Raw genomic sequence first — 13073 nt, 5'->3', positions numbered from 1 at the left:
GAGATCCATTGCAGAACTCAGGAAGTCCCTGAAAGTGCATCCTGGCGCACAGGGAATGCACTTCCCACCTGACGGACGGCTCCGGGTACGTATCATCCGGCCTCGTGCCCCATCCACTTGCTGGCAAGCCCCCGCCCGAATCCTTCCTGATCAACCCCGAGACGCTGCGCTCGCAGTACTACTCCGAGCATCCGGACGTCCAGGTCCCGGAGCAGCGTGTCGCCTTCGGTACCTCGGGCCACCGCGGCTCGTCCGCCCGCCGCAGCTTCAACGAGGCGCACATCCTCGCGGTGACACAGGCCGTCTGCGAGTACCGCAAGCAAGTGGGTATCGACGGGCCGCTCTTCCTCGGCATGGACACGCATGCGCTGTCCCAGCCGGCTCAGCGCACGGCGCTCGAGGTGCTGGCCGCCAACGGCGTGGACGTGCGCTACACTGAGGGCGCCACGCCCACGCCGGTCATCTCCCACGCCATCCTCACCTACAACCGGGGGAAGAAATCCGGGCTGGCCGATGGCGTCGTCATCACGCCCTCGCACAATCCGCCCGAGGACGGCGGCATCAAGTACAACCCGCCCAATGGTGGCCCGGCGGACACGAACATCACCTCCTTGATCGAGAAGCGTGCCAACGAGCTGCTCGGCCAAGGAAACAGGGGCGTGGCGCGCAATCCCTATGAGCAGGCCGTGAAGGCCTCCCACGTGCGCCTCTACGACTTCATCCCCCCCTACGTGGAGGATCTGGGCAACGTGTTGGACATGGAGGTCATCCGCGGGGCCCACCTGTCCATCGGCGCCGACCCGCTGGGGGGCTCGAACCTGGACTACTGGAAGCCCATCGCGGACCGGTACGGGCTGAAGCTCCAGGTGGTCAACGCCACGGTGGACCCGACCTTCCGCTTCATGCCGCTGGACCATGACGGGAAGATCCGCATGGACTGCTCGTCGCCGTACGCGATGGCGAACCTGGTGGCGCTCAAGGACAAGTACGACATCGCCTTCGGCAACGACACGGACTCGGACCGGCACGGCATCGTCACGCGCAGCGTGGGGCTGATGAACCCCAACCACTACCTCGCGGTCGCCATCTCGTACCTGTTCAGCAACCGCCCCGGCTGGAAGCCCGATGCGGCCGTAGGCAAGACGCTGGTGAGCAGCAGCATGATCGACCGGGTGGCGCAGGCGATCGGCCGCCGCGTCATCGAGGTGCCCGTGGGCTTCAAGTGGTTCGTGGACGGCCTGCTCGATGGCTCGCTGGGCTTCGGCGGCGAGGAGAGCGCGGGCGCCTCGTTCCTGCGGCGGGACGGGACGGTGTGGTCCACGGACAAGGACGGCATCATCCTGGACCTGCTCGCGGTGGAGATCCTCGCGCGCACGGGCAAGGACCCGGGCAAGCACTACCAGGACCTGACCGAGAAGTTCGGCTCGCCCATGTACACGCGCATCGACCAGCCGGCCACGTCCGCGCAGAAGGCGGTGCTCAAGAAGCTCTCTCCCGAGGCCGTGAAGGCCACCTCCCTCGCGGGTGAGCCCATCCTCCAGCGCCTCACCCAAGCGCCCGGCAACAACGCGGACCTCGGCGGCCTCAAGGTGGTCGCGGCCAACGGCTGGTTCGCGGCCCGTCCGTCCGGCACCGAGGACGTCTACAAGATCTACGCGGAGAGCTTCCGCAGCCAGGCGCACCTGGACGCGCTGGTAGACGAGGCGCGCGCCATCGTGAGCGACGCGTTCTCGCGGGCGTAGGCAGGCGCCATGGCCATCACGGTTCGTCCCGCCAAGCCTGCGGATGCGGAGGCGCTGGGCCGGATGGGGGGCGCGCTCGTCCGTCAGCACCACGCCTTCGATCCCGAGCGCTTCATGCTCCCGGACGATGTCGAGTCCGGCTACCGCTGGTGGCTGGGCAAGGAGCTGAGAGCGAAGGAGGCGGTGGTGCTCGTCGCCGAGCGGGACGGCGAGCTCATCGGCTACGTCTACGGCCGCATCGAGGAGCGCGACTGGGCCACGCTGAGGGACCGCTGCGGCGGGTTCCACGACATTTGGGTGGAAGAGTCCGCGCGCGGCTTGGGAGCCGGCCGGCTGCTGGCCGAGGCCCTGGTGCGGCGCTTCGCCGAGCTGGGTGTGCCCCGGGTCATCCTCATGAGCGCGACGAAGAACGAGGGCGCGCATCGGTTCTTCGCGAAGCTCGGCTGGCGCTCCACCATGGTGGAGATGACGCGCGAGCTTCCGGGGCCCGAGGAGCGCTGAGCACGCCGGCCGCCGGGCGGCTCACTGGTCTGCGTTCTGGCTCCCCCGAGGGAGGATGAGCTCGAACCGGGCGCCCAGCCCCAGGCCGTCGCTGTTCGCCTCGATGCGGCCTCCGAGCGCCTGCGCGCTGAGCGCGGAGCTGTGCAACCCGAAGCCGTGGCCCTTGGCGCGCGTGGTGAACCCGTGGGTGAACAGCCGAGGCTTCACGCTCGCGTCGAACCCCACGCCGTTGTCGCTCACGGCCACCGCCGTCTGTGTCGGATCCTGCCGCACGGAGAGGGTGATGCGCGGCTGCGTGTTGTCCGGCCGCTCGCGCACCGCGTTCTTCGCGTTGGAGATGAAGTTGACCAGGATCTGCACGATGACGTGCCGATCGTAGAACTCGGGCTCCTCGTCGCAGTACTCGCGCTGGAGGATCTTATCGATGTGGTCCCCCACGGCGCACAGGCGGACCGCATCCTCCAGCAAGTCCCTCAGCCGCGCCTTCTCGCTCAGGCGGATGCGCGCGCGGGCATAGTTCTGCTGTGTGGCGATCACGCTGGTGGCGTGCTCGATCTTCGTGGCCAGCACATTGCACTCTTCCAGCAGCAGCTGGCGCTCTTCCTCCAAGCGCGTGTGCAGCTTGCTCATGTACTCGGGAAGCTGCTTGCCCCGCTCGTCCTGCGTGAGGAAGGTGACCAGCTCCTCGGGGGATCGCTCGGTCATCAGCGCCGCGGCCCGCCCCAGCGAGGCGATGGGCACTCCCAGGATGCGCTCGCGCAGCACCGTGCTGCTCACCGTGATGCCGGTGAGCGCGTTGCCCATGTTGTGGAGGATGCTGTTGGCGATCTCCGCCATGCCCGCGTGCCGGGCGCGATCCAGCAGCTCCTGCTGGGCGGCATGGAGCTGCTCGGTGCGCTCGGCGACGCGCTGCTCCAGCTCCTCGTTGGCCCGCTGGAGCGCCGCCTCGGCGCGCTTGCGGTCGGTAATGTCCGTGGAGACGCCGCACAGCCCCTCGATGCCCCCCATCGCCGAGCGCAGGGGAAACTTCGCGGAGATGAAGGTGTGCACCCCATCGTGGAAAGGCAGCTGCTCCTCGAACTGGTGCGTGGTGCCGCTGCGCATCACCTGCTGGTCGTTCTCCATCAGCGGGCGCGCGTTCTCCAGGGGCAGCAGGTCCGAGTCCTTCTTGCCGAGGATCTGGTGGCGCGACAGTCCATAGAAGGTCTCGAACCGTCCGTTGACCATGAGGTAGCGGCCCTCGCGATCCTTCAAGTAGATGGCGGCGGGCGAGTGGTCGATGAAGTCCTGCAGGTATTGACGGGTGGCGGAGACCTCGCGACGGGAGACCTCGTGGGCGTGGCTCTGCTCGGCCAGGTGCTGGTGCACGCGGGCGTTGTCCAGCGCCACCGCGGCCTGCGCCGCCAGCAGCTCGATGACGCTCAGCACTCCGTCGAAGGCGTGGGAGGCGTGGGCATGTTCCAGGTAGAGCAACCCGTGCTGAACCCCCCGGTGGGTGAGCGGCCAGCAGATGACCGAGCGCAGTCCCTTGGCGCGCACCACCACGTCATCGCAGTAGGGGGCCTGCTGAGAGGCCTCGCTGAGCACCACCGGCTCCAGGGTGCGGCGCGCGCCGTGGATGACCGTGGTGGGCAGCTCGTGCAGGGCGCGGTGCTCCCCCTCGGTCTGGCACTGGATGACCCAGCCCCGGGCCTCATGAAACCCCAGCAGCGCCGCGTACGGGGCCGGAGTGTGCTCCTGAATGACTCGGAGCACCGTGCGCTGGAGCTCGGGGAGCGAGAACTCCTGGTTGATCGCTCGGACGGCCTTGGCCAGGGTGGGGAGGTCAGGGGCTGGGACGCCAGTAGGGCTCATGGACCGAGAGGGGGAGCATCAGACCTTGTAGAGCAGGTCCATGTACTTCTTCAGCAGATCACTCAGCAGCCCACGGAAGGGAACAGTGGCGGCCATCCCGTAGACAGGGGCCATCGTACCTTTTTCCTCCGGATTTGACCGGACGTGCTCCACGGCCTCCCGCAGGTCCGCCAAGAACCGGTCCGCCACCCCCTCCTGGGCATGTCGCAGTGTGACACACAGGTGGACCGCCGCGGGCTTGTGCAGGCCGTTCAGGCTCCAGCCTTTGGAGCCCATGCGATCCATCACCTTATAGATGTCCAGCGAGTCCGAGCCGAAGGCGATGACGAAGAGGGGATCGCCCAGCACGTGCAGCCCGGGGATGGCGCGGATGCCTCGCTTGAGGGTGTCGGCCGTCTCCAGGATGCGGCGGGTGGCGTCCAGGTAGCCCTGCTCGCCCATCGTCACCAGGGTGGCCCAGGCGGCGGCGATGAGGCCCCCGGGCCGGCTGCCGGAGAAGGTGGGAGAGAAGTAGATGCCGCCGGGCCACTCGGTGGCGGTGAAGTACTGGTGCGAGCGCAGCTCTGTGCCTCGGTACAGGACCACGGAGGTGCCCTTGGCCGCGTAGCCGAACTTGTGGGTGTCCGCGGACATGCTCGTCACGCCGGGCAGCCGGAAGTCGAACGGCGGCACTGGGTAGCCCAGCTTCTTCGCCCACGGCAGCACGAAGCCGCCCAGGCACGCGTCCGTGTGGAAGCCGATGCCCCGCTGGCGCGCCAGCTCCGACAGCTCCTCGATGGGATCGATGACGCCGTGGGGGAACCCTGGCGCCGAGCCGATGACCACGATGGTGTTGCGGTTGAGCGCCTTGCGCGTGGCGGCCACGTCCGCGCGGTAGTCGGCGGCCACGGGTACTCGCACCATCTTGATGCCGAAGTAGTGGGCGGCCTTGTCGAACGCCGGGTGCGCGCTGGAGGGGGCTACCATCTCCGGCCGGGTGATGCGCCGGGTGGCGTGGGCCCAGTCCCGGTACGTCTTCATGGCCAGCATGATGCTCTCGGTGCCGCCGGAGGAGAGCGAGCCGCAGATGTGCTCCTCTGCGTCCTTGCCCGCGTTGGCCTCCTGGGCCCCGAGCATGCTGGCCGTCATCGCCACCACCTCGGCCTCGAACTTGGTGGCGCTGGGCCACAGGTCCGCATGCAGCGGGTTGCTCTGCGAGTGCAGCGCGTACACGCGGTTCACGAAGGCGATGTGCTCGTCCGCCCCGTGGTACACCGCGCCGGACACGAGCCCGTCCTTCCAGCGCTCGTGCTCTTTCGCCTCCATCTGCTCCAGTTCCTGGAGCACCTCCTCCTGGGGGCGTCCCTGGGTGGGCAGTGTGTCGAAGGTGGGCAGCTGGCCCTTGTAGGGTTTGAGGCTGCCCTCCAGGTCGGCGAGCATCGAGCCGGTCTCTTTATCGAGCCGGTTGCGCACCAGGGGGATGGCCTTGAGGTACCGCTCCGCCACCGCGAGCAGCCGCGGGGGCACGTGGGACAGCAGATTGAGATCGGGTAGCGCCATGGGCTTCCTTCCTGACTGCTGGCCGCCTCGCGCGCCTCAGGCACTCCGGGCCCGGTTGAGCCGCGCGAAGAGGGATTTGTTGGTCTTGTAGAGGGTGAGGAACTCCCGGAACAGCGAGTCGTAGAGCCCCTGGTTCTTTGTGTCCGGCTCGAACGTGCGGGCTACGGGCACCAGCTCGGGAATCTCGTCCACCGTGAGGTGCCCCAGTGCCAGCGCCGCCTGGAACGCCGCTCCCCGGGCGTTGGCTAGCACGGGCTCGGCCACCTGCTGGATGCGCCGGCCGAGGACGTCCGCGTAGATCTGGCACCACAGCTTCGAGCGGGCGCCGCCGCCAATCATTCGGATGGACTCCAGCTTCCGGTCCACGAACTGCTCCACGTAGGTGAACAGCCACCGCGAGTTGTAGGCCACGCCCTCCATCACCGCCCGCACCAGGTGGCCGCGCGTCGTCTGCAGCGACTGGTTGATGAACCCGCCGCGCACCAGCCGGTCCTCCACGGGCGATCGCTCGCCGTTGAGCCACGGCAGGAACAGGAGGCGATCGCTGCCGGCGGGCACGCGCTCGGCGGCCCGCTCGAAGGCCGCGTAGATCTCCTGGGAGTCCATCGGGGGAGTGGAGCCCGACTCCTCGTAGAGCAGGTTCTTGAGGGAGACGAGGCAGATGCCCGCGGACTCCTGTTCGTTGACGAGCAGGTAGCGGCCCGGGAGCGCGGAGGGCAGGGTGCCCATCTGGTGCAGCAGGTCTGCCTTTTTGAAAGGCACGTGGCAGCTGAGCCACGAGGAGGTACCCACGCACAGGTGGGGCTCGAAGTCGCGCACGGCCCCCGAGCCCACCGCGGCCGCGAGGATGTCTGGCGTGCCGGAGACCACCTGGGTGTGCTCGCCCAGGCCCAGTGCCTGGGCGGCCTCGGAGCTCAGCGGACCGAGCACCGAGGCGGCGGGCACCAGCTCGGGGAGCTTCTCGCGGTGCAGCCCCGTCATCTTCAGCAGGCGGTCGTCATAGGTCAGCCGCGACAGGTTCCGGTTGTCCGTCACCCAGTGCAGGGCGATGGAGTCGTACGAGGCGGTGAACCGGCCCGACAGCCGCAGGTTGAGCCAGTCCTTCGGCTCCAGGAACTTGTAGGTCCGCCGGTAGACTTCGGGGTGCTCGTGCTGGAGGTAGAGGATGTGCCCCAGCGGATCCTTGCCGGAGCTGCTCGGCGCCCCGCCCGTCAGCTTCACCCAGGTGTACAGCTTGCCCAGTCCGTAACCCTCAATGGAGACGAGCCCCTGGGTGATGCGCCGGACGTGGGAGGCCCCGCGCGAGTCCATCCAGAGGATGGCGGGCCGCAGGGGCTTGCCCTGCTCGTCCACGGCGACGGTGCCGGACCACTGCGAGCCCACGTTGACGCCGATGATGTCCGCCGGAGCGGCCACGCCTCGCTCGAGCATCCGCCGCGTGGCCCGGACGATGGCGGACCACCAGTGCTCGGGCTCCTGCTCGGCGCCGCCCTCGGGCAGCAACGAGAGGGGAATGGGCTCCACCTCGCTGCCCAGAATGGCGCCCCGTGTGGTGATGAGCGCCAGTTTGACGGCGGATGTCCCCAGATCGATGGACAGGATGGATGGGCTGCCGACGGTTGGCACCTGCTCCCCCTTGTGGCCGCGGGAGAGGCCGCGGCGGGGCGCCAATCTACGAGGCACTCCCCGCGCAATCCACCGGGAAGGAGCCTGGACTCAGGGGCAATCCGCCCGGCAGGGGAGCGGCACCTCTCGGCGGCGCTCCTCTGGAGTGAGCCAGAGGGGGGCAAATGGCCCCCCGTGGGGGCGGCTACGGCTCGCGGTAGATGAGCAGGCCGCGCGTCATGTCCACGACATACACGTGGCCGTCTCCCGGCACGCGGATGCCGATGGCGCCCGAGAAGAGACCGCTCAGACGGCCCGGGTCCGAGTCCCGGAACGTGTTGGCGTACGCAATCTCCCGCGGCTGGGTGGGGTTGGACACGTCCAGCACGCGCAAGCCTTCCGCGTACCACGCCACGTACAGTCGCTTGCCGGACAGCACCATGTTGTGGATGGAGGTCTGCGGGCGCATGGCGTGCTCGCCAATCTTCATGATGTGGGCCGGGTCGGTGACGTCCAGCACGCGCAGGTGGGCGTTGACGCTCTCTCCGCCCTCGAAGGCGATGGTGCGGCCGGCGAAGGTGCCCACCGCATTGGCGTGGGTGGGGTTGTAGAGGTTGGCGTCATACGTGTACGCGCCCAGGGACTTGGGGTTGGAGGCATCCGTCACGTCCACCACGTAGTACCCCTGGCCCATCTGGTTGATGTAGAGCCGGTTCTGGTACGCGAACGAGTCGTGCGGGTAGCCCAGGCCGTTGTCGTCCTGGGGCACCGTGTAGCGGTTGAGCAGCACGGGATCCAAGGGCCGGCTCACGTCGAAGATAAGCACCTGGTTGGCGCCCGCCGCCTGGGCGTACATGCGGTCCCCGTCGACGTAAATGGTGTGCACGTCGAAGGTGTCGCCCGGCACGCCGCGCACCAGCTTCGGATCCCCCGGGTCAGAGATGTCGTAGACGAGCACGCCGTGGTTACCGCTGCCCACGTAGAGCGCGTCGCCCTTGGACCAGACGGAGTTCCAGTAGGTGTCGCCGGCCATGGTGACGACCTTGCGGAGCACCGGGTGGGCCTTGTCGGTGACGTCGTAGACCGTGAGCCCTCCCGTGGGAGGTGACAGCCGGCCCAAGCTGATGGACACCACATAGGCGTGGTTCTTGGCGACGTAGACGTCCACGGGGACGCCCAGGTCCACCTTGGCCTCGCTGACGAGGTTGATGCCCGAGGTCTCCGGCTCCAGGACGCGCTGCAGGCGAACGCCGTCGAAGGTGCCCGCGCTGCGCCGCGCGCCGCCGTTGGTGCACGTCTGGTAGCACCCGGTGAGGTTCTGCGCGTCCTGGGCCTGGCAGCCCGCGTAGGCCCAGAGTGTGGTGCCGCCGTCGGTCAGCGTGCGCTTGCCGGCGACATAGAAGTTCTGGCCATCGACATGCTTCTCGACGACCGGATAGCTGTTGACCTCCTCGGTGCCTCCCACCGCGGAGATCTGGAAGTCACCGGAGCCATAGAAGAAGAACGTGCCGCTGCTGGAGCGTGTGCGCAGGGAGTAGATGCCACTGGGCGACAGCCGCGACAGCGTGCTCCGGTCGCAGGCGGACAGGTTGAACGTCTCCGGACTGCCGCAGGGCAGGGGCACGCCCGCGTCATTCACGGTGAAGCTGGAGCAGTCCGCAAAGGGGCCCTCATCGATGTTGTCGCCCTGCTCTGGCAGGGGAGTGTAGGTGCCGTCCCATTCGGGGCCCGAGTCCGGGGTGCCACTGTCCGGGGTGCCGCCATCCGGACCGCCCGGGGGATCGTCATTGCAGCCCAGCACCAGGGTCGTCATCGCCAGGACAGCGAGTGCGCAGCGCGTCAGGTTCGTCATAGGAGGAAAATTCTCCCGTGGGGGTGAGGATCTCCGGCCAGATTCCCGCGTTCAGAGCTCCAAGAGGACTGTGAACGCCGTACCCGCCCAGACATATCGATCTTTTTTCGCTCCCGTCTCGCCACGGGCCGTGAGAAGCGGCCCCCGCCGAGGGCGCCGGGCGGGGGGGACTCCTGGACCGGGATGGGCCCCTCGCGGAGTATTGCCCCGATGGCTCTTGCCGGACTGCGTCCTCGCTCCTTGTTGATGCTGGTGGCCCTGGTGCTTCACGGCCTCGTCGCCGTGATGATGCTGTGGGGGTTGCCCCATGGCTTCTCTGCCGGGCAGCTGCGCTTCTGGTCCAATCTCGGGGTGCCAGCGCTGATCGCGGCGGGCTGCGTCGCGGGAGTGGGGCTGTTGCTGCGGCGGCCCCGAGAGGCCTCGGCCCTGGTCTGGGGACTGGCCGGGTGCTGGGCGGCGGGCGGGGTGGTGGCGAGCCTCTTCTTTCCGAGGAGCCTGCCGCTGGCGTGGGTGGGCGGGGGGGTGGTGGCGGGGGGGCTTGGAGCCCTGGCGTGGCCGGACTGGCGCCGCGCGTGGTTCCCGGTGGGAGGGCTGGTGCTCTCGGGGGCCGTGCTCGGGGCGGTGGGGGTGCTGGAGCAGCGCGCGCCGCTGGCATCCACGCGCCCGAGCAATGTGGAGCTGCCCCGCGTGGAGAGTGGCTGGGGAGCTGGCGCCGTCCACTGGCAGAGCCCGGATGGGCGGGTGAGCGTCTCTTCCAACGAGGCCGCTGTCTCGATGGAGTGTGGCGGGCTGAAGCTGCGCCTGGAGCCGCTGCTGACCTTCATCAGCCGCTCACCGGATCGCTCTTGGAGCAGCCTGGCGCCCGCGCAGACGAACGCGGTGCAGCGCCGGCTCATCGGGCTCAAGGGGGCGCAGCGGAGCATCGAGCTGGTGTACCGGGATGACGGCACCTCCGTGCTCGGCGTCTTCGATACGGGAGAGTCCCTCGACATCGACGCCTTCACGTTGCTCAAGAACTCCGTCTTCTCGCACCTCAACACGTACCTGCGGGTGGAGCTCGAGGGGCAGCCGGGGCTGAAGCTGGAGTTCTCGGCGGTGCCGGGCAAGGCGGTGGAGATCCTCCCCTCGGAATACCCAACGGGGTTGCCCGAGCGGGCGGCCTACCTGACCGGAGACAACACGCTGCGCGTCGTGGAGGCGAGCACGGGTGAGAAGGGGCCCTTCACATCTCTCTTGGAGGGGAAGGTGGAGGGCCCGCTCGTGGTCACGCTCCATGACGCGAAGGGCCCGGCATGCAGCCTGGAGGTGACGGACTGGGTCGCCCAGGCCAGCACGGAGCTGTCTCCCACGGCTGGCTGGGGGCTGCCCCAGAACGCCATCGAGTTCCACCGGACGGGCAAGGAGGACTCTGCGCCCGCGCAGCTGATCTTCACGCTCGCGAGCACCTCGCTGGGGCGCGGGTGGAACACCGTGGGGCATGCCCCGGGCGTCTACGCCAACCGGCTCAAGCTCCGCTCGCTGCGCGGGGAGACGGAGCCGATCGCCCCCGAGTGAGCGGGCTGGAGGTCAGCCCTCAGGTGTCGCGCCGAACGTTCGACGCGGAACCCAGTCTCTGTCCATTACCTGCAGAAGGGCTCGCGGGCGTCTTGCCACCCAGCCACCCAGGCTTCTCTATGGGGCTTCTTGGTGACTGGGGGTAACCGCGTATGACGTTCTCCATTCGGCTTGCGCTCTGGGGCGTGGTCCTCGGGCTGTGCGGCTGTGCGGGAGGGCGTGCTCCCGGGCAGCCCGGCGCCCCCGCGCTGTGGACGCCTGCGAACAAGGACGGCTTTGGCACCGCGCGCAGTGCGGAGAGCTGGGTCTGGTACACGCTCGGCTCGGGGGACCTGACCGAGGTTTATTACCCGGACCTGGGCACCCCCAGCGTGCGAGGGCTGCGCTTCATCGTCGTCTCTGGCCACTCCGTCACCGAGTTCGAGTCCGAGGCCACCGAGCACCACGTCGAGCTCGTCGACCCACGGAGTCTGGTCTACCGGCAGGTGAACACCGCCCGGTCCGGGGGCTACCGCCTCACCAAGACCTACGCGATCGATCCTGAGCGCAACACGCTGCTCGTGGACATCCAGTTTGAGTCACTCGATCGCAGACCTTACGAGGTCTATGCCGTGTACGACCCGTCCCTCTCCAACAACGGGATGGATGACTCGGGCCGCACCGAAGGGGATGTGCTGCTCGCGTGGGATGGAGCCACCGCCAGCGCGCTGATCTCGCAGCCGCCGTTCGAGAGGACCTCCAACGGCTACCTGGGCGCGAGCGATGGCTGGGCCGACCTGCACCAGGACCACGCCATGGACTGGACCTACCGCTCGGCGCCGGATGGCAACGTGGTGCAGACGGCGAAGCTGCCGGTGGGGGCGCCCGGCACCATGGGGCACGTGACGATCGCGCTCGGCTTTGGCGCCACGCTCACGGAGGCCCTCGGAGCGGCTCGCGGCTCACTGCGGCCCGGCTTCGAGCAGGTTGCGCAGCGCTACATGGAGGGCTGGCATGGGTGGCTGGACTCCTTGCCTCCTGCTCCGGCGAGCGCCCAGCCGTGGCAGGTCACCTATGACGTCTCGGCCATGGTCCTGGCTGCCTCGGAGGACAAGGCGAACCCGGGCGCGTTCATCGCCTCGCCGAGCATGCCGTGGGCCTGGGGGCTCGGCGAGCTGGAGAAGCCCTCGGGGGCCTACCACCTCGTGTGGTCGAGAGACCTGTACCAGATCGCCACCGCGCTGCTGGCCCTGGGCGATCGGGCCGCGGCGGAGCGGGCGCTGGACCACCTCTTCCAGGTTCAGCAGCGGTCAGATGGCTCGTTCCCACAGAACGCCACGGTGGACGGCACGCCGCACTGGAGCAACCTCCAGCTCGATGAGGTGGCGCTGCCCATCGTCCTGGCATGGCAGCTCGGCCGAGCCGACCGGGAGACGTACACCGGCCATGTCCAGAAGGCGGCGGACTTCCTCCTTGCTCATGGCCCGGTGACGCCACAGGACCGCTGGGAGAACCAGAGCGGGTACTCGCCGGGCACGATCGCGGCCGAGATCGCCGGGCTCATCTGCGCCGCGGACCTCGCGCGTCGCAATGGGGACACGGCCTCCGCGGAGCGCTACGAGGCCACCGCGGACGCGTGGCAGCGGCAGGTGGAGGCGTGGACCGTCACCACCCATGGGCCACTGGCATCGCACCCGTATTACCTGCGGCTCACGAAGGACGGGAACCCCAACGCGGGGACGGCCTACTCGCTGGGCGATGGAGGCCCGTCCGCCATGGACCAGCGCCGGGTGGTGGACTCGAGCTTCCTGGAGCTCGTGCGCCTGGGGGTGAAGCCTGCGGGGGAGCCGCTCATCGCCCAGTCCCTGGCGGTCGTCGATGCCCAGCTCCGGGTGGATACGCCGAACGGCACCTACTGGCGCCGCTACGACTCCGACGGCTACGGCGAGACGCCCGAGGGTGAACCCTGGGACATCAGCGAGCCGGACACGGGGCGGACGCTGGGGAGGGCCTGGCCGATCTTCGCGGGCGAGCGGGGCGAGTACGCACTCACCGTAGGGCAGCCTGCGGAGCCGTGGCTCGCGGCGATGGCGCGCTCGGGCAATGACGGATACCTGCTGCCGGAACAGGTCTGGGACGGGCGGCCTCCCTCGGGTCAGCCCGGCTTCGAGACAGGGGAGGGGACCCTCTCGGCCACGCCGCTGACGTGGTCCCATGCCCAGTTCATCCGGCTGGCCTGGTCCATCCAGGCAGGTTTTCCCGTCGAGCAGCCCTCCGTGGTTGCGTGCCGGTACACACCCACTTGTCGCAGGTGAACGGCGCGGCTCGGGATATGACACCAGTGCAACATTGTAGAAGCGTGAAACTGAGCACCCCTCTGAAACAGCTTCTCTCCATGACTCAGAGAGGGGCCTCCCCGGTATGCTGAGCGCTGGGATTGTCGGGAT

The 13073-nt window shown here is 68.6% G+C and carries 8 protein-coding genes; 4 read left to right on the top strand and 4 right to left on the bottom strand.

The window, feature by feature from the left end:
• Nucleotides 1–104 precede the first annotated feature (104 nt).
• Together pgm and DB31_RS01735 are read left to right on the top strand one after the other, a co-directional pair.
• Entirely contained in the window at nucleotides 105–1742 is a 1638-nt protein-coding gene (pgm, locus tag DB31_RS01740) for a phosphoglucomutase (alpha-D-glucose-1,6-bisphosphate-dependent) (protein WP_044181057.1), read from the top strand.
• A 9-nt stretch (nucleotides 1743–1751) separates the two neighbouring features.
• Entirely contained in the window at nucleotides 1752–2243 is a 492-nt protein-coding gene (locus tag DB31_RS01735) for a GNAT family N-acetyltransferase (protein WP_044181054.1), read from the top strand.
• A 21-nt stretch (nucleotides 2244–2264) separates the two neighbouring features.
• Here DB31_RS01735 and DB31_RS44405 read toward each other — a convergent pair whose 3' ends face one another.
• From DB31_RS44405 to DB31_RS01715, 4 genes are all read right to left on the bottom strand, one after another.
• Nucleotides 2265–4097 carry a PAS domain-containing protein gene (locus DB31_RS44405; RefSeq protein ID WP_052419643.1) on the bottom strand — a complete coding sequence of 611 codons (1833 nt, stop codon included), beginning with the start codon at nucleotides 4095–4097 and terminating at the stop codon, nucleotides 2265–2267.
• A gap of 18 nt (nucleotides 4098–4115) precedes the next feature.
• The gene (locus DB31_RS01725) at nucleotides 4116–5636 is read right to left on the bottom strand and encodes a pyridoxal phosphate-dependent decarboxylase family protein (RefSeq protein WP_044181051.1); all 1521 of its coding nucleotides are present in this window, start codon (nucleotides 5634–5636) and stop codon (nucleotides 4116–4118) included.
• 36 nt (nucleotides 5637–5672) lie between these two features.
• Nucleotides 5673–7262: a xylulokinase gene (locus tag DB31_RS01720; RefSeq protein ID WP_044182164.1), complete on the bottom strand. Its 1590-nt coding sequence runs from the start codon at nucleotides 7260–7262 to the stop codon at nucleotides 5673–5675.
• Between the two features lie 184 nt (nucleotides 7263–7446).
• Complete coding sequence (locus DB31_RS01715; protein ID WP_044181048.1) at nucleotides 7447–9093, bottom strand: LVIVD repeat-containing protein; 1647 nt, start codon at nucleotides 9091–9093, stop codon at nucleotides 7447–7449.
• A 210-nt stretch (nucleotides 9094–9303) separates the two neighbouring features.
• On the opposite strand from DB31_RS01715, the gene DB31_RS01710 reads away from it, so the two are divergent.
• Entirely contained in the window at nucleotides 9304–10647 is a 1344-nt protein-coding gene (locus DB31_RS01710) for a hypothetical protein (protein ID WP_157231740.1), read from the top strand.
• A 152-nt stretch (nucleotides 10648–10799) separates the two neighbouring features.
• Entirely contained in the window at nucleotides 10800–12941 is a 2142-nt protein-coding gene (locus DB31_RS01705; protein ID WP_052419642.1) for a glycoside hydrolase family 15 protein, read from the top strand.
• The last annotated feature ends 132 nt before the right edge of the window (nucleotides 12942–13073 follow it).

Source organism: Hyalangium minutum (genome assembly GCF_000737315.1).
GTDB classification, from domain to species: Bacteria; Myxococcota; Myxococcia; order Myxococcales; family Myxococcaceae; genus Hyalangium; species Hyalangium minutum.
This window is presented reverse-complemented; position numbering and strand designations above follow the sequence as displayed.